This window comes from Variovorax sp. OV329, from assembly GCF_900114785.1.
Classification (GTDB): domain Bacteria; phylum Pseudomonadota; class Gammaproteobacteria; order Burkholderiales; family Burkholderiaceae_C; genus Variovorax.
Genome location: NZ_FOUG01000004.1, coordinates 141,066 through 166,006, shown reverse-complemented (window position 1 = coordinate 166,006; position 24,941 = coordinate 141,066). Strand labels below are relative to the sequence as shown.

Sequence of the window (24,941 nt, the reverse complement as noted above, 5' to 3'; positions counted from 1 at the left end):
TCTCCTTCAGGTCACCGCGACCCGTTTGGGCTTGTTCACCATCCGCTTGGCGATCACGGCGCCCAGGGCCAAAGTGACCTCCAGCGCGAGTGCCGGCTGACGATTGGCCATCTCGGCAAAACGGATGGAGGTCATGCGCCAGAGCATCGCCGGACCGGTGGCGATCACGTTGGCCGAGCGGGGCAGGCGGGAAAAGAAGGCGCCTTCGCCTACCACCGAGCCGGCGTTGAGGATGGCCAGCTGCATCTGTCCCGATGAGCCGATGACGTGCACGCTGAGCGTGCCGCTTTGAATGAAGTAGACGGTGCGGTCCTGCGCACCCTGGTCGATCAGCATCTGGCCCGGCGGCAGCGGGAGCGGCTGCAGGTAGGTGCCCAGCATCTCCCATTGCTGCGCGCTCAGCGAGGGCGCAAAGGCGTCGTAGCTGGTGTTTTGCGAGATCGCGCGGCACAGATCCTGGATCGTGGAAGACATGTCGGATTCCTTGCGAGACCCGCCAGTATGAGCGATGCGGAGGGTAAACGCTCACAAATGCAACAACAGTAACCAGATTGTGCTATTGCGTTTGTCTATTTGCCGATACAGAAACGGGAAAAAATCACGCCCAGCAGGTCGTCGGCCCCGAATTCGCCTGTGATTTCGTTGAGCGCCATCTGCGCCAAACGCAACTCTTCGGCCAGCAAGTCCAGCATCTGATCACGCATGGCCAGGTGGGCGGCGGCCCCATCCAGGTGCTCGCCGACCCGCGCCAGCGCTTGCACATGACGCGCGCGGGCGAGGTAGACCCCTTCGGGCACCGACTGCCAGCCGGCCAGTTCCAGCAGCCGGTCGCGCAGCGCTTCCAGCCCTTGGCCATTTCTCGCCGACAGCGCAATGCCGTCGCCTGCATGCGCCGCCAGCCGCTCGGCTGGCACCGCATCGCTCTTGTTCCAGATATGCAACACCGGCACCTTGGCTGGCAGCTTTTGCGCCAGCAGGCGGGCAATGTCGGCGTCGCCGGTGGCGTAGTCGGAGGTGTGGGCGCGCGTAAGGTCGTGCAGGAAGAGAATCGCGTCGGCGCTCTCGATCTGGCCCCACGCGCGTTCGATGCCGATTCTCTCGACCTCGTCGCTGCTGTCGCGCAGGCCGGCCGTGTCGGCCACGTGCACCGGCACCCCGTGGATCTGGATGGTCTGGGCGACCACGTCGCGCGTGGTGCCGGCCACGCTGCTCACGATGGCCAGTTCGGCGCCGGCCAACGCATTGAGCAGCGAGCTCTTGCCCGCATTGGGCTGCCCGGCGATCACCACCTTGATGCCCTCGCGCAACAAGGCGCCCTGGCGCGCCCGGCGCTGCACCGCGGCCAGCATGTCGCGAAGGCGGGCCAGTTGGCCGACGGCATCGGCCTTCTGCAGGAAATCGATCTCTTCCTCGGGAAAGTCCAGCGTGGCTTCGACCAGCATGCGCAGATGGATGAGCGCATCGCGCAGGCCGTGGATTTCGCGCGAGAACTCGCCCGACAGCGAGCGGCTGGCGCTGCGCGCCGCGGCCTCGGTGCTGGCATCGATCAGGTCGGCGATGGCTTCGGCCTGCGCCAGGTCCATCTTGCCGTTGAGGAAGGCGCGCTGGCTGAACTCGCCCGGCTGCGCCACGCGCAGGTCCGGCACGCACGCCGCGCCGGTCATGGGATCGGGCTCGGCGGCTGCTTCAAGGCAGCGCGCCAGCAGCAGCTGAAGCACCACCGGGCCGCCGTGCGCCTGCAACTCCAGCACGTCCTCGCCGGTGAAAGAGTTGGGCGAGGGAAAGTGGATCGCCAGGCCATGGTCCACCGCACCGCCCTGGGCATCCAGGAAGGGCAGGTAGTGCGCCTCGCGCGGACGCAGGCTGCGCCCGCACAGCGCCCGCACCAGCGGCGACAGGTCGGCGCCGGACACCCGCACGATGCCCACCGCCCCGCGACCGGGCGCGGTTGCGATGGCCACGATGGGATCGGCGTTGCGGGCGAGCATGAGGGATTCTTCCAGCAAAAAGGGCCGCTTTCGCGGCCCTGGTCTGCAGCGGGGGGCTGCGTTTACTTCTTCTTCGGTTCGCCCAGCACGCCCAGGCGCTTGTTGATGAACCACTGCTGCAGGATCGACAGCGCGTTGTTCGTGATCCAGTACAGCACCAGGCCGGCCGGGAAGAAGATGAACATCACGCTGAAGGCCAGCGGCATGATCCACATCAGGCGAGCCTGCATCGGATCGGGCGGCGTGGGGTTCAGCCAGGTCTGCACCAGCGAGGTGGCGGTCATGATGACCGGCAGGATGAACCACGGGTCGGGTGCCGACAGGTCGTGGATCCACAGGATCCAGGGCGCGTGGCGCATTTCCACCGACGAGAGCAGCACCCAGTACAGGGCGATGAACACCGGGATCTGGATCACGATGGGGAAGCAGCCGCCCATCGGGTTGACCTTCTCCTCGCGGTAGATGCGCATCATCTCCTGCTGCATCTCCTGCGGCTTGTCCTTCAGGCGCTCGCGCATCTCCATGATCTTGGGATTGATCGCCTTCATCTTGGCCATGCTGCCGTAGGCCTTGGCGTTGAGCCAGTAGAAAGCGGCCTTGAGCAGCACCACCAGCGCCACGATGGACCAGCCCCAGTTGCCCAGGATGCCGTGCAGCTTGTTGAGCAACCAGTACAGCGGCTTGGAGATGATGGCGAAGATGCCGTAGTCCTTGACCAGGTCCAGGCCGGGGGCGAGGGCCTCGAGCTTCTTCTCTTCTTCAGGGCCGGCGAACAGGTTGCTTTCCAGCACCTTGGTCGCGCCCGGTGCCAGCTTGGGCAGGTTCACCACCATGGCCGCCGAGAACAGGTTGTTGCCCAGGTCGGCGACGCGGAACTCGCGCTTGAGGTCTTCGCTGCCCGGCACGTTCAGCAGCCAGGCCGAGGCGAAGTAGTGCTGCACCATGGCCACCCAGCCGTTGTCGGCTGCCGGCGGCACCTCGGCCTTCTTCTTGGCGATGTCCTCGAAGCTGACCTTGTGGAACTTCTTCTCGTTGGTATAGAAGGCCGGGCCGGTGAAGGTGTTGGTGCCGAACATGGTGGTGCCGGGCACGGTGCCGTGGCGCACCAGTTGCAGGTACAGCTGCGCCTCCTGGGGCTGGTCGCTCACGTTGACCACCTGGTGGCGCACGCGGATGGAATAGTCGCCGCGCTTGAACACGTAGGTCTTGACGTACTTCAGGCCGCCCTGCGGCTCGGACTCGAAGCTCACCTCCAGCGTGTCCTGGCCGTCGGCCAGGGTCAGCGGACCTTCCTTCAGGCGCATGGGCGTGAGGTGGGTGGGGAAGTGCGGGCCCTTGTCATCGGGGTTGAGCAGGCCGGTCTGCGCCACGTAGCGGGTGGCGGGCGAGCCGTCCTCCATCAGTGTGACGGGGCGCTCCTCGGCGGGCGGCACCGGCTGGCCGATCAGGCGCTTGAACCATTCCACCAGGCCGTGCTGGCTGGTCTGGTCCAGGTACTGGGAGAGTTCGAGGCGGGACAGGGTGCCGCCGTCGCTGTTGATGACCGCGCGGAAGACGTCGGTCTTCACCTCGACCTTCTGGGCCACCGGTGCGGCAGTGGCCGGCTGGGCCGGCACGCTGGACGCGGCGGCGCCTGCGGAGCCGCTGCCGCTCGCGGCGGCACTGGGCACGTCGTTGCCCGCCGGCGCCACCGGCTGCTTCTTGGCGTCTTCATGGGCCACCTGGGCCGAGGGCATGAAGGTGGGCTTGCGGCCGTTGTAGACCTGCCACTGGTCCCACAGCAACACCAGCGAGAAACCAAAGATCACCCAGAGGATGGTTCGGCGGATATCGTTCATGGAGATGACTTCTTGTCGGAAGAGAGATGTGAGAACAGCCCGCCCGCAGGGGACGCGCCGTTCCGGCCCTTGGCGGGCACCGGGTCGTGGCCGCCGTCGCACCACGGATGGCAGCGCGCCAGGCGGCGAAGGGTGAGGTAGCTGCCGTGCATCGCGCCGTGCGTCTGCAGGGCCTCGATGGAATACACGGAGCAGGTGGGCGAGAAGCGGCAGGCCGAGCCCAGCCAGGGGCTCAGCAGCAGGCGGTAGCCCTTAACCAGGAAGACGAGGGCACGCGCGGCCAGCGACGGCGAGGTGGCGGCGCCATCGGCCGGCATGCTGCTCACGACGCGACTCCCTTGCGGCCGTCCAGGCGTTCGAAGAGCCGCAGCAACTCGGCGCGCACGGCCGCCTTCAGCGCCACCGAAGTGGCGCTGGGAAAGACCTTGCGATCGAAGCCCGAACGCAGGCGCACCAGGTAGGCAGCCTGCGGCAGACCGCCTTCGAAGCTTGCGCTCACGGTGTAGATCTGGCGCTTGATGGCGTTGCGGGTGACGGCACGCCGGGCCCAGCGCTTGGGCACCATGGCGCCGAGCCAGGTGGCCGGCGGTTCGAACAGGGCTGTTGCCGGCGTTTCACCGGCGCGCACAGGCGCTTCGAGTGCACATCGGTGCAACGCGAAGTGGGGAGTGCGCGCCACAGTGGAGCCTGCAAGAACAGCCTGGAATTGCGCGCGGGTCTGGAGCCGCTGCATGAAGTCCGGGCGCAAGTCGACGGTCGGCGGCAACGAGGCAACTGGCAGTCTGGCGGCCAGCGTCGGTGCGTGGATCCGTCGCGTTGGACCCGGCGGGCCGCTTAGACGGCCAGGCGCTTGCGGCCCTTGGCGCGGCGAGCGTTGATGACGGCGCGGCCGCCGCGGGTCTTCATGCGGACCAGAAAGCCGTGGGTACGGGCGCGGCGGACTTTGGATGCTTGATACGTGCGTTTCATGATGATTTTCCTGATTGCCTTGGCGACGGCCCCAGTTCATGAACTGCACGGACGCCTTGCCAAATCTCGTGGCTCTTTTGCTCGCGGACGACCGCGGCCCCGGCTTGATTCAGCAGGACGCCCCGGCAGCCGCTCGCGGCGTGACCGTGCCCCCGCTTCATGCGGGGACGGGCTGCCTGGCCGATTTCTTCGGTTCTTCTCCCCAAGCCTTGCCTTGCGCGCAAGGCGCCCCGGTGCGAAGGCGGTATCCACTTGTCAAAAGTGATCCACGAGCGCACCCGCTGACTCTGGCCTAGAGGGAAACCCGCGATTATCGCAAACATTTGCCCGGGAGACAATGCACAGCACTTTTCTCGGGCTTTCCCACCCCCTGCCGGACGGTGTGGATAAGGTTTTGACAAGTTAGAATGCCGGGCGCATGGCGCAAGCAACTATCCACAAATCCAGAACGAAAATGACCGAGGGACAAACCCTGCGCCACCACCCGGTTTCCCCTGCCCATGTCGAGTGACGGAATCGGCGACAGCCTCTGGCAGGCCTGCGTCGACCAGCTCGCGCAGGAACTGTCCGAGCAGCAGTTCAACACCTGGATCAAGCCGCTGACCGCACAGGTCGCGGACGACCTCTCGCGCGTCACCGTCTTCGTCGCGAACCGCTTCAAGCTCGACTGGATCCGGGCCCAGTACGCCGGCAAGATCGCAGCCCTGGCCGAGAAGCTCTACGGCCAGCCCGTGATCATTGAGTTAGCGCTTGCTCCTCGAGAAATTCCCGTCCGGCCTGCACCTGTGGCTGCCTTGGTGGAAACCGACGTCCCGCGCGAAGTCGGCGGCCTGGGCGAGGAGCCGGCGGCTGCCGGCTTCAAGAACCGGCTCAACGCCAGCCTCACCTTCGATACCCTGGTGGAAGGCACCGCCAACCGCATGGCGCGTGCCGCGGCCATGCACGTGGCCGGCATGCCGGGGCACCTTTACAACCCGCTTTTCATCTACGGCGGCGTCGGTCTGGGCAAGACCCACCTGATGCACGCTGTGGGTAACCGCCTGCTCGCCGACCGGTCGGACGCCAAAGTTCTCTACATCCATGCCGAGCAGTTCGTCTCGGATGTGGTCAAGGCCTATCAGCGCAAGACCTTCGACGAGTTCAAGGAGCGCTACCACTCGCTGGACCTGCTGCTCATCGACGACGTGCAGTTCTTCGCCAACAAGGACCGCACCCAGGAAGAATTCTTCAACGCCTTCGAAGCCCTGCTGGCCAAGAAGTCGCACATCGTGATGACCAGCGACACCTACCCCAAGGGCCTGGCGGACATCCACGAGCGGCTGGTCTCGCGCTTCGACTCCGGTCTCACGGTGGCCATCGAGCCGCCCGAGCTGGAGATGCGCGTGGCCATCCTGATCAACAAGGCGCGCGCCGAGGGCACCGAGATGCCCGAGGAAGTGGCTTTCTTCGTGGCCAAGAACGTGCGCTCCAACGTGCGCGAACTCGAAGGCGCGCTGCGCAAGATCCTGGCGTATTCGCGCTTCAACCAGAAAGAGATCTCGATCGTGCTGGCGCGCGAGGCCCTGCGCGACCTGCTGTCGATCCAGAACCGGCAGATCTCGGTGGAAAACATCCAGAAGACGGTGGCCGACTACTACAAGATCAAGGTCGCCGACATGTACAGCAAGAAGCGCCCGGCCTCGATCGCACGGCCGCGCCAGATCGCGATGTACCTGGCCAAGGAACTCACGCAGAAGAGCCTGCCCGAGATCGGCGAGCTCTTCGGCGGGCGCGACCACACCACCGTGCTGCATGCGGTGCGCAAGATCTCGGGCGAGCGCCAGCAGCTGACCGAACTCAACCAGCAGCTGCACGTGCTCGAGCAGACGCTCAAGGGCTGATGGCGCAAGCCCCGCTCGACATGCGCTTGCCCCGCCCGTGCGTTACCGTCGCCTGTTTGTCCGCGCTGGCGTGCCGTCGTGCTGCGCGGCCGTTGAACCGAATCTGAAGAAGAAACCGAAGGAAGAGAAGAGGTACACATGATCGTCCTGAAGGCAACACAAGACAAAATCCTTGCCGCGCTGCAGTCGGTGGCAGGCATCGTGGAGCGCCGGCATACGCTTCCGATCCTGGCCAATGTGCTGATCCGCAAGGCCGGCGGCCAGATCCAGCTGACGACCAGCGACCTGGAGATCCAGATCCGCACCACGGCCGAGCTGGGTGGGGACGAAGGCGCCTTCACCACCACCGTGGGTGCTCGCAAGCTGGTGGACATCCTGCGGACCATGCCGGCCGACCAGACCGTCAGCCTCGAATCGAGCCAGAACAAGCTGGTGCTCAAGGGTGGCAAGAGCCGCTTCACGCTGCAGAGCCTGCCGGCCGAGGACTTCCCGCTGGTGCAGGAATCGGCCAACTTCGGTCCCGCCTTCAGCGTGCCGCAGAAGACCCTGAAGGACCTGCTCTCGCAGGTGTCCTTCGCCATGGCGGTGCATGACATCCGCTACTACCTCAACGGCATCCTGTTCGTGGCCGAGGGCAAGCAGCTGAGCCTGGTGGCCACCGACGGCCACCGCCTGGCCTTCGCTTCCGCCACGCTGGACGTCGAGGTGCCGCGCCAGGAAGTGATCCTGCCGCGCAAGACGGTGCTGGAGATGCAGCGACTGCTGTCCGACGCCGAAGGCGCCATCGAGATGCAGTTCGCGAACAACCAGGCCAAGTTCAGCTTCGGCGGCATGGAGTTCGTCACCAAGCTGGTCGAGGGCAAGTTCCCCGACTACAACCGCGTGATCCCCAAGGGGCACAAGAACAGCGTGACGCTGGGCCGCGCCCCGCTGCTGGCCAGCCTGCAGCGCACCGCCATCCTGACGTCCGAGAAGTTCAAGGGCGTGCGGCTGAACATCGAGCCGGGCACCCTGCGCATCGCGTCCAACAACGCGGAGCAGGAAGAGGCGCAGGACGAACTGGACATCGACTACGGCGGCGACGCCATCGAGATCGGCTTCAACGTCACCTATCTCATCGAAGCCCTGGCCAACATGGGCCAGGACATGGTGCGCATCGACCTGGCCGATTCCAACAGCTCGGCGCTGGTCACCATCCCCGAGAACGCGACCTTCAAGTACGTCGTGATGCCCATGCGGATCTGAGCTCCGCACCACCCCTGCCTTGCGCAGGGGCCACTGCACGCGGCCGGTGCCCGGGCCGCGGTGCAGCCTTTCAAGATTGCAAGACGTGGCAGAGATGAATGGCGGCGCCAGCCCTGTCGGCTCGCCCCGGAGAGTTTGAGGAAAATTGATGAGCAGCGAAGAAATCAAGCCGGAAGTACCGCACACCGAACCGGTCTACGAGGCTGATATCGACAACGCCATTCCCGTGGAAATCTCGCCGCCCTCGGCCGACAACTACGGCGAAGGGTCGATCACCATCCTCGAAGGCCTGGAGGCGGTGCGCAAGCGCCCCGGCATGTACATCGGCGACACCTCCGACGGCACGGGCCTTCACCACCTGGTGTTCGAGGTGGTGGACAACTCCATCGACGAGGCGCTGGCGGGCTTCTGCGACGACATCGTCGTCACCATCCACACCGACAACTCCATCTCGGTGGTGGACAACGGCCGCGGCATTCCCACCGGCATCAAGATGGACGACAAGCACGAGCCCAAGCGCTCGGCCGCCGAGATCGCCCTGACCGAGCTGCACGCCGGCGGCAAGTTCAACCAGAACAGCTACAAGGTCTCGGGCGGCCTGCACGGCGTGGGCGTGTCCTGCGTGAACGCGCTGTCGAAGATGCTGCGCCTCACGGTGCGCCGCGACGGCAAGGTGCACGTGCTCGAATTCAGCCGCGGCTTCGTGCAGAACCGCATCGTGGAGAACGTGAACGGCGTCGAGGTGTCGCCGATGAAGATCACCGGCGAGACGGAGAAGCGCGGCACCGAGGTGCACTTCCTGCCCGACACCGAGATCTTCAAGGAAAACAACGATTTCCACTACGAGATCCTCAGCAAGCGCCTGCGCGAGCTGAGCTTCCTGAACAACGGCGTGCGCATCCGCCTGGTGGACGAGCGCAGCGGCAAGGAAGACGACTTCTCGGGCGCGAACGGCGTGCGCGGCTTCGTGGAGTTCATCAACAAGGGCAAGCAGGTGCTGCACCCGAACGTGTTCTACGCCTCGGGCGAGCGGCCGGCCGACACCTACGGTGGCATCCCCGGCACGCACATCGGCGTGGAAGTGGCGATGCAGTGGAACTCGGGCTACAACGAGCAGGTGCTGTGCTTCACCAACAACATCCCGCAGCGTGATGGCGGCACCCACCTCACCGGCCTGCGCGCCGCAATGACGCGGGTCATCAACAAGTACATCGAAGAACACGAACTGGCCAAGAAGGCCAAGGTGGAAGTCACCGGCGACGACATGCGCGAAGGCCTGTGCTGCGTGATGAGCGTGAAGGTGCCGGAACCCAAGTTCTCCAGCCAGACCAAGGACAAGCTGGTCTCCAGCGAAGTGCGCGCACCGGTGGAAGACATCGTCGGGCGGCTGCTGAGCGACTACCTGCAGGAACGCCCGCAGGACGCGAAGATCATTTGCGGCAAGATCGTCGAGGCCGCCCGCGCCCGCGAAGCGGCCCGCAAGGCCCGCGAGATGACGCGCCGCAAGGGCGTGCTCGACGGCATGGGCCTGCCGGGCAAGCTGGCGGACTGCCAGGAGAAGGACCCGGCCATGTGCGAGGTCTACCTGGTGGAGGGCGACTCCGCCGGCGGTTCGGCCAAGCAGGGCCGCGACCGGAAGTTCCAGGCCATCCTGCCGCTGCGCGGCAAGATCCTGAACGTGGAGAAGGCGCGCTACGAGAAGCTGCTGACCAGCAACGAAATCCTGACCATGATCACCGCCCTGGGCACCGGCATCGGCCGGGCCAACGACAGCGGCGTGGCCGGTGCGGACGACTTCGACGTGAGCAAGCTGCGCTACCACCGCATCATCATCATGACCGACGCGGACGTGGACGGCGCGCACATCCGCACGCTGCTGCTCACCTTCTTCTACCGCCAGATGCCCGAGCTGGTGGAGCGCGGCCATATCTACATCGCGCAGCCGCCGCTGTACAAGGTCAAGGTCGGCAAGGAAGAGCAGTACCTGAAGGACGCCGGCGCGCTGGATGCCTTCCTGCTCAAGGTGGCCCTCAAGGACGCAAGCATTTCCACCGGCGGCACCAACCCCACGGTGATCAGCGGCGAGACGCTGGGCGAGCTGGCCCGCAAGCACCAGCTGGCCGAGGCGGTCATCGCGCGGCTGGGCGGCTTCATGGACGCCGAGGCACTTCGCGCCATCGCCGACGGCGTGTCGCTGGACCTGGACACCACCGCATCGGCCGAGGCTTCGGCCGTGGCCCTGCAGACCAAGCTGCGCGAGCTCAACACCACCGGCATTCCGGCCGAGGTGGCCAGCGAATTCGACGCCCGTTCCGACAAGCCGCTGCTGCGCATCAGCCGGCGCCACCACGGCAACATCAAGAGCAGCGTGCTGACGCAGGACTTCGTCCACGGCGCCGACTACGCTGCCCTGGCCGAGGCCGCCAACACCTTCCGCAACCTGCTGTCCGAAGACTCGGTGGTTCGCCGCGGCGAAGGCGAGCGGGCCAAGGAAGAGAAGGTGGGCGACTTCCGCACCGCCATGCGCTGGCTCATCGCCCAGGCTGAAAGCGCCACCGCGCGCCAGCGCTACAAGGGCCTGGGCGAGATGAACCCGGAACAGCTCTGGGAGACCACCATGGACCCGAACGTGCGCCGCCTGCTCAGGGTGCAGATCGACGACGCCATCGAGGCCGACCGCGTGTTCACCATGCTGATGGGCGACGAAGTCGAACCGCGACGGGAATTCATCGAGCAGAACGCGCTGCGGGCGGCCAATATCGACGTCTGAGACGCTTTCGCGTCTTCTCGCACAAACGCCACCTTCGGGTGGCGTTTTGCTTTCTGGCGTCCGTGATCAGCCAGACCCCTGCCTGCTTAAAAATCAGGCAGGCGAATTCGCACTCCGTCCAGCTGTACTGGTCATCAACGCGTCATCAAGTTTCTCCCCAGAAAACTTGGGCAAGTCTGTGAACAACTCTCGGACTACTGTGTAAGGCCGTCGCAAGTGGTTGATTGCAAAGGATAAACAACAGTCTGCTTATTTAGTGGGCAGGCGATTTTTTGCGCCGGATTCTTTCTTTACCGCTTGGACGACTCGCTGTCAAAGCACAACTCTGGGGAAATTTTTCGCACAAGAAGGTGCTTGTCCACAGGCCGGGCGAATTCGCCGATCTTGTTCAGTTTGGCGAAGCAGTTGCGAAGCGCAGCTGCGCACAGTGGTCGAGCGCATGCAAGTCCTTGATGGCCATGGAGAAAAGCAGGCTTTCCACAGGTGCAGGCAATCTCCTACTACTACTACTAATTTGAAATAGAAGAAATAAGAAGAGATAGCAGGAACAGCCGCGCCCCGTGGGCCGGTTTTGTCGCCTTGGAAAACACGCCACAGCTGTATGCGTTGCGTCACGGGTGCCGCGCCCGCGAGCAAGTGGGTACTGGATGAACAGTGCTCGCCGTTCCAGGGGGTTTGCCCTCTCGGGAATGCGAGCCGTGCGGGCTACAAACCAGGACTGCCTGTCCAGCGCACTCCCTGGCCAGCCCCGGACGGGTCGGATCCGGTGTGCATCAGTCTTGCTAGGACGCATGAAGCACCTCCTTCCCTGTCGGAGCCTTTCAGTCCCATGCCTTCGCCGTTCCAGAGTTCCATCATGAAATCGCTGCGCCCCCTTGGCCTCGCCCTCCTGCTGGGCATTTCCTTCGCGCAGGCCCATGCGGCCGTCCTGGCCAACCCGCCGATCCGCCTGGCGCCGGAAGGCACGGAATACATGTGCGGCGGCAGCGGCCAGGCCGAGGCTGCTTTCATGGACATGGTGTCGCCGCGCTGGGCGGCGAGCTTCCAGTTCGCCATGAACGAATCAGGGAACGGCCGCAATCGCGTGGCAGGCGTCAAACTGGTGGTTCGGGACGCCTACAACGGCTACCAGGCGCTGGGCGTGATGGCCGATTCGCCGCACCTGCTGGCGCGGCTTGCGCCGGGTAGCTACACCGTGGAAGCCACGCTGGATGGCCTGACGCTGATCCAGCCGCTCGTCGTGGTGCAGGGCAGGGGGGCCAAGGCGACGTTCGTCTGGCCTTCGAACCTGAGCACGCCGGACCAGACGCAGGCAGCGCTGAAGTAGCGCCGCCGCCATCGCCTTAAGAAGCTCGTAAGGCGTCCGGCGCAGAGTCCCTTCGCGTGGCGCTTGCCTCCATCCGCAGCACAGGCCACGTCTCCAGGATCTAGAAAGGACTTCCATGAGCTTCCATCCGGACATGACGAGGAAGGCCCCTGCCGGGCCCGCGGCGCTGTGTGCAGGCGCGATCCTGGCATTGGCGTGCATGACTGCCCAGGCGGCCGTCTACAACCCGCCCATCCTCTTGTCCCAGGGCATCGAGTACATGAGCGGCGGTATCGGGTCCGAAGAAGCCGAGTTGATGCGCACCGTGGAACCTCGCTGGTCCGCGGTGTTCGAGTTCGCGGTCAAGGATGGCCAGGGCGCCGCCTTTGCGGCCGACGTGCTGCTCACGGTGCGCGATGCGCAGGGTCGGGTGGTCCTGGACCACGTCCGTGCGAGCGGCCCCTACCTGGTCGCCCGCCTGGACCCCGGCAAGTACTCTGCGGAAGCCGTGCTGGGCGGCGCCGCGATCGTGCGCGAGATCACCGTCGGCGGTGCCGGCACGTCGACCCGCAACGTCTTCGAGTGGCCGCAGGGCACCGACACGAAGAGCGCCCGTTCCTGATCGAGAAAATTCCCGCTCGATTTCGAGACGGATGACACCTTGTGACGGGTGTTGTCATGCGCTTCGCAAGCATTCTTTGATGCGCTGCAGCATACTCAAGTGAATGGCGCTTCTCCCGCTCACCACCCTCGTCACGCTGCTGCATGCGTTGCTCGCACTTCGCCTGCTGCCAGCGCTGGCGGAGCGCACGCCGGCCTGGCCGGTGCTGGCCGTGCTGCTGGTGGTTTCCGCGGCGAGCATGCCGCTTCCCTTTCTTTCCCGCCGCAGCTGGCGGGTGCCGGCGTGGCTGAAGTGGGTGGGGTTGGTTAGCATGGGCTGGTTCTCCTCGCTCTTCGTGCTGAGCGTGCTGCGCGATGTGCTTCTGCTGGTGCAGTGGGCGCTGGCAGGCATCGCCGGCAGCGCGGCTGATCCCACCTGGCGCACCACGAGCGCTCTGGTGGTACCGCTGCTGGCCAGCCTGATCACGCTGGTGGGCTTCTTCAATGCGCGGCGCACCGCGCGGGTGCGGCGGGTGGACATCCCCATTGCGAGCCTGCCCAGCCAGCTGGAAGGCTTCACCATTGCGCAGCTCAGCGACATCCACGTGGGTCCGACAATCCGGGTGCGATACATCGAACGCATCGTGAGCGCGGTGAACCGCCTGGGGGCGGACATGGTGGCTATCACAGGCGACCTGGTCGACGGCACCGTGCCCGAGCTTCGTTCGCATGTCGCGCCGCTGGCACGGCTGAAGGCGCGCCACGGAACCTTCGTGGTGACGGGCAACCATGAGTACTACGCCGGCGCACACGACTGGGTCGATGAACTTCGCCGGCTGGGCCTGCGGGTGCTGATGAACGAGCACGTGGTGCTGCAGACCCGCAACGTGAGCGGTGCGCAGACCGACGAGGAAGTGCACGAGAGCTCGCTGGTGGTGGCCGGCGTTACCGACTACACGGCGGCCCACTTCGACGCGAGCCACGCGAGCGACCCGGAGGGTGCCGTGCGCGACGCCCCGCCGCAGGTGCACACCCGGCTGCTGCTCGCGCACCAGCCGCGCAGCGCCATTGCCGCAGCGCAGGCGGGCTACCAGCTGCAGATCTCCGGCCACACGCATGGCGGCCAGTTCTTTCCCTGGAATCTTTTCGTGCCGCTGCAGCAGCCCTTCACTGCGGGCCTGCACCGGCTGCACGACATGTGGATCTACGTGAGCCGGGGCACCGGCTACTGGGGGCCGCCCAAGCGCTTCGGTGCCCCCTCCGAGATCACGCTGCTGCGTCTGGTAAACGCTCCGTGAGCGTCAGCCGCTGGGCATTCGAGGTGGCGCGGCCGTAGATAGGCCGCAGCCCGCGCTGCGCGATGCGGGCCGAGGCCGAAGAGAGCTGGCTGGCGGTGGCGGCCGTCCGGTTCGCCGCCTTGATCAGCCGCTGTGCCTGAGCCGCGGTGTTCGACGGCGAGATGCTCAGCATCAATCCGGCCAGCGCATCCACCGTTTGTAGCGTCTGGCGCATCGCACGGTGGGTGAGCGCGAAATGCGTGGCATGCATCTGGCTTGCCATGGCGCTGCCCGATTCGCTCACGGCAGCCAGCTTTTCCTGGCCCATGAGGCCCAGTTCCGCCAGATCGGACTCGCTGGGGGAAAAGGCGCTGTTCAAGATGCGCTGGGTGCGGATCTGGACGACGGTGCTGGACGACAGGAGCATGTTTCCCGTCTTGGCGGCCACGTCGGTCCACAGGGCGAGGGGATTGAAGAAGCGGGAAGCCATGGTGGTCGTTCTGGAGCAAAAGAGAAATCGGGCTGGACAGCTTCGATTTTGCTGCACTGCAGCATAAATTCCAAGTCGGAATAGAGCCCGTTACACGTGGCACTTTGCCCGACGGGCACGCGTTCCGGAGGTCGGAACGCGCAGCCGCCGGGCCCGGATCTCGGTGACCGCGTAGGCCACGGCGGCCAGCAGCAGCGGCATCAGGTAATAGAGCCCCCGGTAGGCCAACAAGGCGGCCAGCAACTGCCCCTGGGGCACCTGGAAGCCCAGCAGGGCGACGAACACCGTCTCCAGCACCCCAAGGCCACCCGGAACGCGCACGATCAGTGTCGCCATCACGGAGGTCAGGAGCACGGTCAGCACATGCGGGTAGTCCACCCGGCCCTGCAGCAGCACCCAGATCACGGCGGCGATCAACGACCAGTTCAAACCCGACATGGCCAGTTGCAGAAGCGCCATGCGCGCCTTGGGAGGCTCGATGCGATGCCCCCGGATGGACCACCGCCGCTCGTGCGCCCAGATGCAGAAGGCCACGTAGCCAGCCGCCGCCGCCAGGCAGATGGCGCCCACGACGCGCAGCCCGCCGCTGTCCAGCTTCCAGTCCGGCGGCAGCTGGGGCGGCCAGAACATGAAGGCCACGCCGGCCACCAGCAGGTAGCCGGTCCAATTGGTGAGCAGGCTGCAGGCGACGATTCGCGTGATGTCGTCGTACTTGATCCCCAGCCGCGAATAGAGGCGGAAGCGGAAGCCGAAGCCGCCCACCATCGAGCCCAGGTTCAGGTTGAAGGCATAGCTGATGAAGGTCACGCCCATCACCGTGCCGGTGCCCAGCTTGTGCCGCGTCAGGTGACGGCCCAGCAGGTCGTAGCAGCTGTAGAGCAGGTGGCTGCAAGCGGCCAGGGCCGCCGCGGCGAGCAAGGTCCAGCGCGGCAGTTCCTGGATCGCATCGACAACTTCCGACCAGTCGATGGTGCGCGCCTGCTTCACCACCAGCGCCGCCACGCAGCCGAGGAACACCACCACGACCGCACGCTTCGCCCAAGGCCACCATGGCCGGTGGGCGAGGGGGGCGGCGGCGGTGGTCATGGCAATTGCGTTCGACCGTGCTGCAGCAGCGTCTCGGCCGGCTGCAGCCGCGGCGCATGGCGCGGCAGCCAGCTGGCCCAGCGCGGGTACCAGCGCAGGAAGTGGAAGACGAAGAAGCTGCGCACCAGGCGCCAGCCGCTCCATTCGCTGAGTTCGGCCGTGTCGATCTTCTTGCAGGCCTTGCACATCAGGTGATCCAGGCGTTCCATCAGCGCGCTGTTGAAGGCCTTGTCGCGGATGATGACGTTGGCCTCCAGGTTCAGCGACAGGCTCAGCGGGTCGAGGTTGCTCGATCCCACCGTGCTCCAGCTGTCGTCCACCAGCGCGACCTTGCCGTGCAGCGGGCGCTCGCAGTATTCGTAGATCTTCACGCCGGCATGCAGCAGGTGGTGATAGAGCATGCTCGCCGCGGTCTTCACGATGGGCATGTCGGGCTCGCCTTGCAGAATGAGACGCACGTCCACGCCGCGTCGCGCGGCCCGCCGCATCTCCTTGATGAGGCGATAGCCTGGAAAGAAGTAGGCGTTGGCAATGACGATGCGGTGCCGCGCGCTGCGGATGGCTGCGCGGTAGTGGCGCTCGATGTCTTCCGGGTGCCGGCGGTTGTCGCGCGAGACGAACATCACCTCCGCGCTGCCGCGCACGTCCTCGAGGGCCGAGGGCGGCTCGAAGTCGCGCACCCGGTGGCGGAACCATCCAGGCGCCTTCTTGCCCAGCGCGATGGCGCGCAGCACGAAGCGATGGATCTGAGGTACCACCGGTCCCACCACTTCCACCGCGTAGTCCTGCTTGGCCATGGGGCCGAAGCTGCGGATGTGGTCGTGCGAGAAGTTGATGCCGCCCACGAAGGCGCGATGCCCGTCGATGACGATGATCTTGCGGTGCATGCGCCGGATCAGGTTGATCCGCTGGCCCCACACCTGTCTGCCCGGATCGAACACGCGCAGCTTCACACCCACGCGGGTGAGCGACAGCACGAAGTCGTCCGAGAGGTTCGGCGAGCCGAAGCCGTCCACCATGAGATCCACGCGCACGCCGCGCCCGGCAGCTTCGACGAGCACGTCGCGCAACTGCAAGCCCACTTCATCTTCGAAGAGGATGAAGGTCTCGATGATGACTTCACGCTCGGCCTTCGCGATGCATTCGAACACGCGCGGATAGAAGGCCTCGCCGTTTTCCAGCAGGTGGATCTCATTGCCGGGCACCCAGCGCTGTCGGGTCGAGTGGCTCATAGCTGGATCTCCGCTACCAGCGGGGTATGGTCAGAAAGATGGGCCCAGGGCCGGCGCGGCAGCACCACCGGGGCGTGCACGCCGGCATTGCGCACGTAGATGCGGTCCAGCGGTAGCACGGGGAAGCGGGCCGGGAAAGTACGCGCGGCACGGCCGTGTGCGTGCACGAACACCTCGTGCAGCGAGGCGCCTTGTTCCAGCACCCGGTGCGCGCGACCGCGCCAGTCGTTGAAGTCGCCGGCCACGATCAGGGGTGCATCCTTGGGCACCTCGTCGCGAACGATGTGGCACAGCAGTTCGAGCTGCTGGTCGCGCTGGATCTCGGACAGGCCCAGGTGAGCGCAGATCGCGTGCACCTCCACCGCGCGGCCCGGCAGCCTCAGCACGCAATGCAGCAGGCCGCGCTTTTCCACGCCATGCAGCGACACGTCATGGTTGCGGTAGTGCACGATCGGAAACTTCGACAGCAGCGCATTGCCGTGGTGCCCCCGCGGATAGACGGCATTGCGCCCGTAGGCGAACTGCGGCCACATGGTGTCCGCCAGGAACTCGTAGTGCGGCGCCTGCGGCCAGTTCTGGATGGTGCGCGAGTGGCGCGAGTGAGTCCCCAGCACCTCCTGCAGGAAGACTAGGTCGGCACCAACCGTGCGCACGGCATCGCGCAGCTCAGGCAGGATGAAACGGCGGTTGAGCGCCGCAAATCCCTTGTGGGTGTTGACCGTCATCACCTTGAGTGAGACAGGGGCGGTCCGCGGGGCGGCCAGGGGGGATGCATCGGTGTTCTGCACCCTGGAATTCTCGGCGCGCCGCGGGCGTTGCGCCTGTAGGACAGGCACCGAGTTTCCCATTCATGCCCTTCGCACAGCCATGGCCTGTTCCTACGCCCGATGGCAGGCCACCACTACAGCCCCCGGGACGCTGGCTGCCTAGCATGGACTCATGCGTCATCCAGACGTAAACGACACCACCGAAAGGAACCTTGTCATGAAGTCTGATACCTGCCTGAAGAGCCTGATGCTGGCCGTGGCCCTGACCGTCAGTGGCGGCGCCGCCCTGGCCCAGAAGCCGGACAAGACGGTCGAAACCGGCCAGATGCCCAACTCGCGCGACGCCGTGAAGGCAGAGGCTCGCGCCGCGACCCGCAATACGGCGAACACCAGCGTGCCTTCGGCTGCGGGCGAGGCAAGCACCATGACCAACAACCAGCCGAACATGCAGCCGGTGCCCCCCAGCGACAAGTCGCGCGCGGAAGTGCGAGCCGAGGTCATGCCGAAGAAGCCGCAGTTCGGTGAAATTGGCGAGAAGACCGGCATTCCCACCAACCCGGTGGGGAAGATGGCCACTCCCAAGTAAGCGCCTGAACAGGCAACAAAAAGCCCGCCAGATGGCGGGCTTTTTGCTGGAACGCAGGCTTAGCTCTTGGCAGGAGCCGGGGGCTGGCCGAAATGCGGACCGTGGTGGCGCTCGCCTCGCGGGCCCATGCGCAAGGTCTCTGCGTCGAAGGTCTTCTGCTGCTCGGGCTTGAGCGCCGCATAGAAGGTGCGTGTGGCGTCCGCGCGCTTGGCAAAGGCAGCCGAGCGTTCGGCCTGGTGCTGCTGCATCAGGTCCAGGCGCTGCGGGGTGCTCAGCTTGGCGATGTCATCCCGGCTGGGCCGCTGGGCCGGCGGCGCGGGCGGCTGCTGGGCAGCCGTGAAGCTGTTCCAGGCCGATTCCTGCGAAGCGTCCAGGTTCAGCTTGCCCTTGAGCGCGGACATGCGCTGGGCGCGGCGCTGCTGCATCTGCTCGAAGCGCTTGGCGGGATCGCCGCGTTCTGCGCGTGGAGCGCTTGCGGCCGCAGGGGCGCTGGGCGCCGGGGGTGGCGACGTCTGTGCCGAGGCGGCGAAGGCGGCACCTGCAAGCAGGCCGGCCCAGACAATCTGGCGGGTCTTCTTGGTGGAGATCATGAAAAGGCTTCCTTCCTTGAATACCGCTGCCGATGGGCAGCAGGTGAAGGCAAGTGTGGGGTGCTCCCGTATACGGACTGTGAGCGGGCGATGAGCGTGCGTAAAGATGCGTGAAGGGCCGGCCAGCGGTCTTGCCTCTATTTGGGCCGCGGCTTCTTCAGGCCGCTGTCTGCCACGGTCAGCCGGCCTTCGCGCAGCAGCTGTACCGCCTTGGCCACCGAGCGGGCCACGTTGCGAACCTCTTCCTGCACACCGGTGTCGCCATCCAGCACTTCATGGCTGCTCGCGTAAGACTCGTAGTAACCGATGTAGCGGTCCAGCCGGGCCTGGGCACCGGCGTCGACGAGGCCCATCCAGTCCAGCCAGTCGCACAGGTTGCGGCGCAGGTCTTCCACGCCGGCTACATCGCCATGCACTGCGACGCCGTACACCCGGCCTTGCAGGTGCTTGGGGTAGGGCCAGCCTTCCAGCTCCAGTGCCTTGGCCTCCTCCACCTTCTTGCCGTGTGTGGAGGTGGGGTCTGGATTGCCGCCGTCGGCGCAGACCAGGCGGTCGATCATCAGCTTGAGCGGGCTGGTAGCCTGGTACCAGTACGTGGGAGTGAGGATGATCACGCCGTGCGCCCCCACCCAGCGCTCGTAGATTTCCGCCATCCAGTCGCCGGTCTGGCCCAGCGAATGGTTGGGGTAGCAACTGCAGGGCCAGTGGCACAGCGGCATGGCGGTGGAGACGCAGGCCTTGCAGGGGTGGATTCGCAGTTCGTAGCTGGAAGTCAGCAGGCTCAGGTCCAGGACGTCGGCCTGGATGCCGGCCGCCTCGATCTCCTTGCGGGCCAGCTGCGTCAGGCGAAAGGTCTTGGAGATCTCGCCGGGGCAGGTGCCGTCATTTCGCGCCGAGCCGTTGATGAGAAGTACGCGCGAAGGCGTTCCGGGCTCGTTCCAGGCGGCTTGCGTGGCGCGGATGCGCTCGCGGCTTTCCAGCCATTCCACCGAGAGCTCGTAGCCCGGGTCGGCAAAGCCGGCGCCGGCTGGGCGCGTGACGGGCGCCTTGCGACCGTCCTCGTAGGCCTCCCAGGCGATCAATTCGATGCGCGAGAGGGCATCCGCTTCCTTGTGAAAAGCCGGATCGCGGAAGGACGCGATGAATCGCTCGTGGAATTCGGCGCGCGACAGATGGGGGGGCGCCTGGCCCTTTCGGACGGTTGGCATCCGCCCAATCTAGACCGCATCCCCCGCCTGCCGCGAGGGGCGTGCAAGCCGCATCGTCGTAGGCCTGCACCTCCAGGATCGGCATGCGGTCGCCGCGCCTGCTAGCGCAGCTTGCCGCTCTGGAAGTCGTGCACCGCCTGGGTCACCTGCTCACGCGTGTTCATCACGAAGGGGCCGTATTGCGCGATGGGTTCGTGCAATGGTTTGCCCGCGATGAGCAGCGCCCGCGCCGGGCTGTGGTTGGTGCGCGGCGCGCGCAGCAGCACGCCGTCGCTGTCGGGCTCGTTGGCCAGGATGGCCATGCGCTTGGTGGGCACCTCGCTGCTGCCGATGAACACCGACTCGCGAAAGACGTAGATCAGCGCGTTGCGATCGTGCGCAAGCGGCTGCGCGAACTCGGTGCCGGGTGGCAGGGTGATGTCCAGGTACAGCGGTTCGGTGTGCTCGCGCTGCATCGCACCCGCCACGCCATTGCTGCTGCCGGCGATCACGCGAACCTGCACGCCGTTCTCCGTTCCGTATTCGGGGATCTCCGCGCTCTGGATGTCGCGATACCAGGGCTCGCGCATCTTGTCCCTGGCCGGCAGGTTCAGCCACAGCTGGAAGCCCTCCATGCGGCCCTCCTCCTGCTCGGGCAGCTCGCTGTGCACCAGGCCGCGGCCGGCGGTCATCCACTGCACGCCGCCGTTCTGCAGCAGGCCTTCATGGCCCGCGCTGTCGCGGTGCCGCATCCGGCCGGCGATCATGTAGGTCACCGTCTCGAAGCCGCGGTGCGGGTGGTTGGGAAAGCCGCCGATGTAGTCGCCGGGGTTGTCGCTGCCGAAGGCGTCCAGCATCAGGAAGGGGTCCAGGCGCTGCTGCAGCGTCTGCTGCAGGACCCGGGTGAGCTTGACGCCGTCGCCGTCGCTGGTGGACACGCCCGCCACGATGTGGTCGATGCCGCGCGGCTGCGCCAGGGCGGGAAGCGAGACGTGGGTGGGGTGGTGTGGGCTGGTCATGGGGTGCCATGGTGGCACCGTTGGGCCGACCGCGCCCGCGGCGTGGGTTCCGATCAGCGCAGGGCGCCCATTTCCCAGGAAAGGTTTTCCCAGGCGACGCCGAAGCGTGCCTGCACAGCAGCCGTCCCGGGCGCCTGGCCCAGGGCCTGCACGGCCCAGCGGGCACCCGCCTGCACGCTGTCGACGAGCGGGACCGGAACCTGGCCCTCGATGTCCGCCGCCATGCCGGCCAGGCCCGCGCCACCCAGCACCACGGCCTGCGCGCCGAAGCGCTCCGCCGCCTCGCGACAAGCCTGGGCCAGCAGCACCCGCGCGCCCTGTGGATCGGCCGCCAGTTCCGCGCCGCTGGGTGCCACCGTGTGAATGCCGGCCAGCGATTCCCCGTGGCCCAGGACGCCGGCCAGGCGCGTGAGCATGGGCCGCCAGCGCTCCCCACCGGTGACGATGGCAAAGCGGCCGTGCGCCGAAGCCGCCTCGAAGGAAGCCTGTGCCAGGCCGCCCACCGGCACGCCCGCGCCTTCCTGCAGCGCGAAGAGCCCGGGGTCGCCGAAGCAGCCGATCAGCACCGCATCGGGCCGCTCGCCCTTGGACAGCGCCACCGCCCAGGCATCGAGTACGGCATGCTGGGCCACCGCATAAGTGGCCTCGGAAGCGATGTAGGCGGCGCCGAAGCGCGCGCCCAGCGTGTGCACCTGTGCCGCACTGCCCACGGCCCGGCGCACCTCTGATTGCAGCAAGGCGCTGATCGACGCCGAGGTGTTGGGGTTGATGACCAGCAGCGACGGCATGCGGTGGCCCGTTCAGTGGTGTCGCGCCTTGGCGCGCCGTCCCAACAGCGCGGCGGTGCCCAGCGCCAGTCCCATCACCAGCAGCGAGACGACGGTGGTGACCGTGCCCAGCGCGTAGATGGCCGGCGTGGTCACCGTGGAGGTCAGGCCCTGCAGTTCCAGCGGCAGCGTGTTGACGTCGCCGATGGCCTGCGAGGTGCGGGCGATCTCGTCCCAGCTGAGCGTGAAGCCGAACATGCCGATGCCCACGATGGACGGGCCGATCAGCGGCAGCACCACGTGCGCAAAGCCTTGCCAGGGCGTGGCGCCCAGATCGCGCGCCGCTTCCTCGTACGCCGGGTTGAAGCGGTTGAACACCGCGAACATGATCAGGAGGCCGAAGGGCAGCGTCCAGGTGAGGTGCGCACCCAGCGCCGATGTGAGCAGCCCCAGCGCGGTGCCGTAGCCTTCCAGCAGGTTCTCGGCGCCGAGCGCGCCCAGCAGTTCCTTCATGCCGGTGTCGATCAGCCGGAACTGCAGCCCGATGCCCAGCGACACGATGATGGACGGCATGATCAGGCTGGCCACCGCGATGTAGAAGAGCGCATCGCCGCCGCGCAGCTTCTTGCGGAAAGCCAGGCCCGCCAGCACAGACAGCACCACGGTGAAGCCCATCACCACCGTGCCCAGCATCAGCGAGCGCCTGAAGGCCGCGCCGATGTCCACCGTGCCCAGCCCTTCGGCCAGCTTGTGGAACCAGTGCAGCGACACGCCGCGCAGCGGGAAGGTCAGGCCGCCCTCGGGACCCTGGAAGCTGAGCACGACGATGGTGATCATCGGCCCGTAGAGGAAGAGCAGGAACAGGCCGAACACGATGGCAAGCAGCCAGAACCCGGCCGGCCGCGGATCGCGCAGGTGATGGGGCTTGAGCAGGCTCATAGTTCCTTGCGGATGTCCACCAGCCGCGTGAGTCCCCAGATGATCATCAGCACCACCGCCAGCAGGATCACCGCATTGGCCGCCGCCAGCGGGAACTGCAGGTAGGAGGTCTGCACCTGGATGATCTTGCCCACCGAGGCGATCTGCTGGCCGCCCATCACGCCGATGGTCACGAAGTCGCCCATGACGATGGTGATGACGAAGATGGAGCCGATCACGATGCCCGACTTGCACAGGGGCACGATCACGCTCCACAGCGTCTGCAAGGCGCTGGCGCCGGCGTCGCTGGCCGCTTCGAGCAACGAGCGGTCGATGCGCATCATGCTGTTGAAGATCGGCACGATCATGAACATGGTGTAGAGGTGCACGAAGGCCAGCACCACCGAGAAGTCGGAGAACAGCAGCCACTCCACCGGCTGGTCGACCAGGCCCACGCCCATCAGCCCCTGGTTCACCAGCCCGTTGCGGCCCAGGAGCGGCACCCACGAGATCATGCGGATCACGTTGGAGGTCCAGAAGGGCACGGTGCACAGCACGAAGAGCGCCGTCTGCACCGTGGCCGAGCGGATGTGGAAGGCCAGGAAGTAGGCCACCGCGAAGCCCAGCACCAGCGTGATGGCCCACACCAGCAGGCAGAACTTGAGCGTGCTCAGGTAGGTCGACAGCGTGACGCAGAAGTCGCCGTTGTCGGTGAGCTGCGAGCAGCCTTCGAAGATGCTCAGGTAGTTGCGCAGCGTGAGCGCGGGAATCAGCTCGTACTCGTTGAAGTTCCACAGGCTGACCATGGCGATCAGCCCCAGCGGAACCAGGAAGAAGAGGAAGAACACCAGCGCGAAGGGCGCGGCCTGCCACCAGGCCGCGACAGCCTGCTTCTGATCCCCAGTCGATGTCGGCGCTGGGTGGTGATTTGCGTTCAAGTGCGCTTCTCGGAACGGTGAGGAATTGGCCTGAGCAACATGCGTGCCATCCGAACACCTTTCGGAATTGTTCCCTTCTTGCTAGTCGCTACCGCGATGAGAATTCCATGGAACCATTGGAAGACAGGAGGAGAGATGAGCGATCTTGGACGCATTGTCAACAGCAAAGACGGAACAGCTCGGGGCCAGATTTACCAGGGAGATCTGACCTCCCATGGCGGAGTCGTCATTGGCGCGTCGGGTCACTCCAGCAAAGCCGACGGAAAGGCAAATGCACGACTGGGGGATCAAACATTCTGCCCGCGATGCAAACCCCATTTCTTTCCGATTTCAACAGCGGACTCTACGGTCTGCGACTGGGGTGTACCCGTTCCTCGTGCAGGCGACACCACAGAATGCGGTGCCGTGCTGATAGCGACGGCTGCGCCAGCAAACGTACTCCTTGCAGTGGAAGCCCTGGCCGACGCCGAGACCCAACCGTACAACGAACAGATCCAGTTGGTGAACACTGCGGGCCATCCCTTGAGCGGGGTAACCAGCAGGTCGGTTCAGTTGCCAGGATTCAGCATTCGGAATCCAACGTTACCTTGATGGGGCGCATTGCCGGCAAGAGCGTCGGTTATGTCGGGAAGCTTGGGCGGGGCGGGAAGCCTGATCTGCACTTCACGTTGGTCGTAGACGATGTGTATTCTGGAATCTTCGGTTTCGACGGTCAGCCTACCTTCACCGACGCGAGCCAAATCAATCTCGCGCGGCCTGGCGATTCGATTGCGAGGATGACCCGAATAAAGACCCTCTTCTATAGAGACATCTTGCCCGAGGATGTCGTTGTTCAAATACCGATGGAGCCGCCGCCCGGCATGTCAAAACAGTTGTTTGCGCAAAGGCTGATACAGGCTGCCCACAACTTCGCGAGCTTCACGCTACCGTATTCCGCGCCAAAGAAACTTGTTGGCGAAGTCATGGTCGAGGGAACCTACAACAGCAGTTCGTACATCGCTGGACTATTGCAAAGCGTGATGGGGTACGTCCCCGAAATTTCTACTCCTCAATACCAGACACCAGGCTGGGAGACGCCGATTCCTGCTGCGTACTTCAAAGGGGAGGCACTGCGATGAAGAAGATCTCGATCGCGCTTCTCCATGTGGGGGTTTGGCTTCTCTCGATTCCCGTTTTTGCGTTGTTGGACGCGTGGCTTGCAAGAGAAGAAAAAATCCACATTGGCGAATCGGAGCTTTTCCTATTTCTGCTGGGAATGTCGGTTTGGGCCCTCGTGATATTCGGCAAGAGCTTTTCCTATCGACCATTTACGATGGGAAAGGCGCTAGGCTTTGCAGCCTACTTGGGCGTGATTTGGATTGCTGCTATAGCCGGTTTGGTTCTCGCCTATGTTGTCGTAGTCGTGTATCGAGGCGGCGAATAGGAAGGAGCCCGCGCAGAATCGAGCGCGCAGCCGATCCGGGGGCCCGCGAAGAAGAGCACTCGGGT

The 24,941-nt window shown here is 65.5% G+C and carries 26 protein-coding genes; 10 read left to right on the top strand and 16 right to left on the bottom strand.

The features are described from left to right. Positions 1–6 precede the first annotated feature (6 nt). The 6 genes from BM345_RS08200 to rpmH all read right to left on the bottom strand — a co-directional run bounded on the left by BM345_RS08200 (position 7) and on the right by rpmH (position 4,795). Positions 7–474, bottom strand: a complete 468-nt coding sequence (locus tag BM345_RS08200; protein ID WP_093377732.1) for a Crp/Fnr family transcriptional regulator — start codon at positions 472–474, stop codon at positions 7–9. A gap of 95 nt (positions 475–569) precedes the next feature. Continuing rightward, positions 570–1,988, bottom strand: coding sequence for a tRNA uridine-5-carboxymethylaminomethyl(34) synthesis GTPase MnmE (gene mnmE / locus BM345_RS08195; RefSeq protein WP_093377730.1), 1,419 nt, complete (start codon positions 1,986–1,988; stop codon positions 570–572). 62 nt (positions 1,989–2,050) lie between these two features. After that, a complete protein-coding gene (gene yidC, locus BM345_RS08190) occupies positions 2,051–3,826 on the bottom strand; it encodes a membrane protein insertase YidC (protein WP_093377727.1) in 1,776 nt (591 codons plus the stop codon). Next, the gene (yidD, locus tag BM345_RS08185; RefSeq protein ID WP_093378379.1) at positions 3,823–4,143 is read right to left on the bottom strand and encodes a membrane protein insertion efficiency factor YidD; all 321 of its coding nucleotides are present in this window, start codon (positions 4,141–4,143) and stop codon (positions 3,823–3,825) included. Before yidD ends, yidC begins: the two co-directional genes overlap by 4 nt. Before the next feature lie 5 nt (positions 4,144–4,148). After that, the gene (locus BM345_RS08180) at positions 4,149–4,559 is read right to left on the bottom strand and encodes a ribonuclease P protein component (RefSeq protein ID WP_093378376.1); all 411 of its coding nucleotides are present in this window, start codon (positions 4,557–4,559) and stop codon (positions 4,149–4,151) included. A gap of 101 nt (positions 4,560–4,660) precedes the next feature. Further along, on the bottom strand, positions 4,661–4,795 hold the full coding sequence (rpmH, locus tag BM345_RS08175) for a 50S ribosomal protein L34 (protein ID WP_007834827.1): 135 nt from the start codon (positions 4,793–4,795) through the stop codon (positions 4,661–4,663). Positions 4,796–5,295: 500 nt separating this feature from the next. Here rpmH and dnaA point away from each other — a divergent pair, with 500 nt between their 5' ends. The 6 genes from dnaA (at position 5,296) to BM345_RS08145 (ending at position 13,894) form a co-directional block, all read left to right on the top strand. Further along, a complete protein-coding gene (gene dnaA / locus BM345_RS08170) occupies positions 5,296–6,675 on the top strand; it encodes a chromosomal replication initiator protein DnaA (RefSeq protein ID WP_093377725.1) in 1,380 nt (459 codons plus the stop codon). Between the two features lie 138 nt (positions 6,676–6,813). After that, positions 6,814–7,920, top strand: coding sequence for a DNA polymerase III subunit beta (gene dnaN / locus BM345_RS08165; protein WP_093377722.1), 1,107 nt, complete (start codon positions 6,814–6,816; stop codon positions 7,918–7,920). Between the two features lie 148 nt (positions 7,921–8,068). After that, complete coding sequence (gyrB, locus tag BM345_RS08160) at positions 8,069–10,690, top strand: DNA topoisomerase (ATP-hydrolyzing) subunit B (protein ID WP_093377720.1); 2,622 nt, start codon at positions 8,069–8,071, stop codon at positions 10,688–10,690. An 856-nt stretch (positions 10,691–11,546) separates the two neighbouring features. Beyond that, the gene (locus BM345_RS08155; RefSeq protein ID WP_139237479.1) at positions 11,547–12,017 is read left to right on the top strand and encodes a hypothetical protein; all 471 of its coding nucleotides are present in this window, start codon (positions 11,547–11,549) and stop codon (positions 12,015–12,017) included. Positions 12,018–12,132: 115 nt separating this feature from the next. Further along, on the top strand, positions 12,133–12,618 hold the full coding sequence (locus BM345_RS08150) for a hypothetical protein (RefSeq protein WP_093377715.1): 486 nt from the start codon (positions 12,133–12,135) through the stop codon (positions 12,616–12,618). A gap of 103 nt (positions 12,619–12,721) precedes the next feature. Further along, complete coding sequence (locus BM345_RS08145) at positions 12,722–13,894, top strand: metallophosphoesterase (protein ID WP_093377712.1); 1,173 nt, start codon at positions 12,722–12,724, stop codon at positions 13,892–13,894. Here the strand turns inward: BM345_RS08145 and BM345_RS08140 are convergent. From BM345_RS08140 to BM345_RS08125, 4 genes are all read right to left on the bottom strand, one after another. Further along, positions 13,863–14,363 carry a polyhydroxyalkanoate granule-associated phasin gene (locus BM345_RS08140; protein WP_093377710.1) on the bottom strand — a complete coding sequence of 167 codons (501 nt, stop codon included), beginning with the start codon at positions 14,361–14,363 and terminating at the stop codon, positions 13,863–13,865. The two genes, BM345_RS08145 and BM345_RS08140, sit on opposite strands and share 32 nt — an antisense overlap. A gap of 90 nt (positions 14,364–14,453) precedes the next feature. Next, on the bottom strand, positions 14,454–15,449 hold the full coding sequence (locus tag BM345_RS08135) for a lysylphosphatidylglycerol synthase domain-containing protein (protein WP_093377707.1): 996 nt from the start codon (positions 15,447–15,449) through the stop codon (positions 14,454–14,456). Next, a complete protein-coding gene (gene clsB / locus BM345_RS08130) occupies positions 15,446–16,681 on the bottom strand; it encodes a cardiolipin synthase ClsB (protein WP_093377704.1) in 1,236 nt (411 codons plus the stop codon). The genes BM345_RS08135 and clsB overlap by 4 nt, the downstream gene beginning before the upstream one ends. Next, positions 16,678–17,406 (bottom strand): endonuclease/exonuclease/phosphatase family protein, encoded by a 729-nt coding sequence (locus tag BM345_RS08125; RefSeq protein ID WP_254789648.1) that lies wholly within the window; start codon positions 17,404–17,406, stop codon positions 16,678–16,680. The genes clsB and BM345_RS08125 overlap by 4 nt, the downstream gene beginning before the upstream one ends. Before the next feature lie 259 nt (positions 17,407–17,665). On the opposite strand from BM345_RS08125, the gene BM345_RS08120 reads away from it, so the two are divergent. After that, positions 17,666–18,034 carry a hypothetical protein gene (locus tag BM345_RS08120; RefSeq protein WP_093377699.1) on the top strand — a complete coding sequence of 123 codons (369 nt, stop codon included), beginning with the start codon at positions 17,666–17,668 and terminating at the stop codon, positions 18,032–18,034. Between the two features lie 59 nt (positions 18,035–18,093). Here the strand turns inward: BM345_RS08120 and BM345_RS08115 are convergent, their stop codons facing one another. From BM345_RS08115 to BM345_RS08090, 6 genes are all read right to left on the bottom strand, one after another. Further along, positions 18,094–18,624: a Spy/CpxP family protein refolding chaperone gene (locus tag BM345_RS08115; RefSeq protein ID WP_093377697.1), complete on the bottom strand. Its 531-nt coding sequence runs from the start codon at positions 18,622–18,624 to the stop codon at positions 18,094–18,096. A gap of 137 nt (positions 18,625–18,761) precedes the next feature. Continuing rightward, positions 18,762–19,832, bottom strand: a complete 1,071-nt coding sequence (locus BM345_RS08110) for a flavodoxin family protein (protein WP_093377695.1) — start codon at positions 19,830–19,832, stop codon at positions 18,762–18,764. A gap of 101 nt (positions 19,833–19,933) precedes the next feature. Beyond that, positions 19,934–20,830, bottom strand: a complete 897-nt coding sequence (locus BM345_RS08105) for a pirin family protein (RefSeq protein ID WP_093377693.1) — start codon at positions 20,828–20,830, stop codon at positions 19,934–19,936. A gap of 53 nt (positions 20,831–20,883) precedes the next feature. Next, positions 20,884–21,618 carry an aspartate/glutamate racemase family protein gene (locus BM345_RS08100; protein WP_093377690.1) on the bottom strand — a complete coding sequence of 245 codons (735 nt, stop codon included), beginning with the start codon at positions 21,616–21,618 and terminating at the stop codon, positions 20,884–20,886. A gap of 12 nt (positions 21,619–21,630) precedes the next feature. Further along, entirely contained in the window at positions 21,631–22,536 is a 906-nt protein-coding gene (locus BM345_RS08095) for an ABC transporter permease (protein ID WP_093377688.1), read from the bottom strand. Further along, positions 22,533–23,453 carry an ABC transporter permease gene (locus tag BM345_RS08090; protein ID WP_093377685.1) on the bottom strand — a complete coding sequence of 307 codons (921 nt, stop codon included), beginning with the start codon at positions 23,451–23,453 and terminating at the stop codon, positions 22,533–22,535. Before BM345_RS08090 ends, BM345_RS08095 begins: the two co-directional genes overlap by 4 nt. 135 nt (positions 23,454–23,588) lie before the next feature. On the opposite strand from BM345_RS08090, the gene BM345_RS08085 reads away from it, so the two are divergent. From BM345_RS08085 to BM345_RS08075, 3 genes are read left to right on the top strand one after another with little or no spacing between them, the layout of a single operon-like run. Then, positions 23,589–24,044 (top strand): PAAR domain-containing protein, encoded by a 456-nt coding sequence (locus tag BM345_RS08085; protein ID WP_093377683.1) that lies wholly within the window; start codon positions 23,589–23,591, stop codon positions 24,042–24,044. Then, entirely contained in the window at positions 24,044–24,571 is a 528-nt protein-coding gene (locus BM345_RS08080) for a hypothetical protein (RefSeq protein WP_093377680.1), read from the top strand. The genes BM345_RS08085 and BM345_RS08080 overlap by 1 nt, the downstream gene beginning before the upstream one ends. Next, complete coding sequence (locus BM345_RS08075; RefSeq protein WP_093377678.1) at positions 24,568–24,876, top strand: hypothetical protein; 309 nt, start codon at positions 24,568–24,570, stop codon at positions 24,874–24,876. Before BM345_RS08080 ends, BM345_RS08075 begins: the two co-directional genes overlap by 4 nt. Positions 24,877–24,941: the final 65 nt, after the last annotated feature.

Bases quoted from the DNA above. Each gene is read 5' to 3' on its own strand.
- BM345_RS08200 (WP_093377732.1), bottom strand. From the start codon at position 474: ATGTCTTCCACGATCCAGGATCTGTGCCGCGCGATCTCGCAAAACACC.
- mnmE (WP_093377730.1), bottom strand. From the start codon at position 1,988: ATGCTCGCCCGCAACGCCGATCCCATCGTGGCCATCGCAACCGCGCCC.
- yidC (WP_093377727.1), bottom strand. From the start codon at position 3,826: ATGAACGATATCCGCCGAACCATCCTCTGGGTGATCTTTGGTTTCTCG.
- yidD (WP_093378379.1), bottom strand. From the start codon at position 4,143: ATGCCGGCCGATGGCGCCGCCACCTCGCCGTCGCTGGCCGCGCGTGCC.
- BM345_RS08180 (WP_093378376.1), bottom strand. From the start codon at position 4,559: ATGCAGCGGCTCCAGACCCGCGCGCAATTCCAGGCTGTTCTTGCAGGC.
- rpmH (WP_007834827.1), bottom strand. From the start codon at position 4,795: ATGAAACGCACGTATCAAGCATCCAAAGTCCGCCGCGCCCGTACCCAC.
- dnaA (WP_093377725.1), top strand. From the start codon at position 5,296: ATGTCGAGTGACGGAATCGGCGACAGCCTCTGGCAGGCCTGCGTCGAC.
- dnaN (WP_093377722.1), top strand. From the start codon at position 6,814: ATGATCGTCCTGAAGGCAACACAAGACAAAATCCTTGCCGCGCTGCAG.
- gyrB (WP_093377720.1), top strand. From the start codon at position 8,069: ATGAGCAGCGAAGAAATCAAGCCGGAAGTACCGCACACCGAACCGGTC.
- BM345_RS08155 (WP_139237479.1), top strand. From the start codon at position 11,547: ATGAAATCGCTGCGCCCCCTTGGCCTCGCCCTCCTGCTGGGCATTTCC.
- BM345_RS08150 (WP_093377715.1), top strand. From the start codon at position 12,133: ATGAGCTTCCATCCGGACATGACGAGGAAGGCCCCTGCCGGGCCCGCG.
- BM345_RS08145 (WP_093377712.1), top strand. From the start codon at position 12,722: ATGGCGCTTCTCCCGCTCACCACCCTCGTCACGCTGCTGCATGCGTTG.
- BM345_RS08140 (WP_093377710.1), bottom strand. From the start codon at position 14,363: ATGGCTTCCCGCTTCTTCAATCCCCTCGCCCTGTGGACCGACGTGGCC.
- BM345_RS08135 (WP_093377707.1), bottom strand. From the start codon at position 15,449: ATGACCACCGCCGCCGCCCCCCTCGCCCACCGGCCATGGTGGCCTTGG.
- clsB (WP_093377704.1), bottom strand. From the start codon at position 16,681: ATGAGCCACTCGACCCGACAGCGCTGGGTGCCCGGCAATGAGATCCAC.
- BM345_RS08125 (WP_254789648.1), bottom strand. From the start codon at position 17,406: ATGACGGTCAACACCCACAAGGGATTTGCGGCGCTCAACCGCCGTTTC.
- BM345_RS08120 (WP_093377699.1), top strand. From the start codon at position 17,666: ATGAAGTCTGATACCTGCCTGAAGAGCCTGATGCTGGCCGTGGCCCTG.
- BM345_RS08115 (WP_093377697.1), bottom strand. From the start codon at position 18,624: ATGATCTCCACCAAGAAGACCCGCCAGATTGTCTGGGCCGGCCTGCTT.
- BM345_RS08110 (WP_093377695.1), bottom strand. From the start codon at position 19,832: ATGCCAACCGTCCGAAAGGGCCAGGCGCCCCCCCATCTGTCGCGCGCC.
- BM345_RS08105 (WP_093377693.1), bottom strand. From the start codon at position 20,830: ATGACCAGCCCACACCACCCCACCCACGTCTCGCTTCCCGCCCTGGCG.
- BM345_RS08100 (WP_093377690.1), bottom strand. From the start codon at position 21,618: ATGCCGTCGCTGCTGGTCATCAACCCCAACACCTCGGCGTCGATCAGC.
- BM345_RS08095 (WP_093377688.1), bottom strand. From the start codon at position 22,536: ATGAGCCTGCTCAAGCCCCATCACCTGCGCGATCCGCGGCCGGCCGGG.
- BM345_RS08085 (WP_093377683.1), top strand. From the start codon at position 23,589: ATGAGCGATCTTGGACGCATTGTCAACAGCAAAGACGGAACAGCTCGG.
- BM345_RS08080 (WP_093377680.1), top strand. From the start codon at position 24,044: ATGGGGCGCATTGCCGGCAAGAGCGTCGGTTATGTCGGGAAGCTTGGG.
- BM345_RS08075 (WP_093377678.1), top strand. From the start codon at position 24,568: ATGAAGAAGATCTCGATCGCGCTTCTCCATGTGGGGGTTTGGCTTCTC.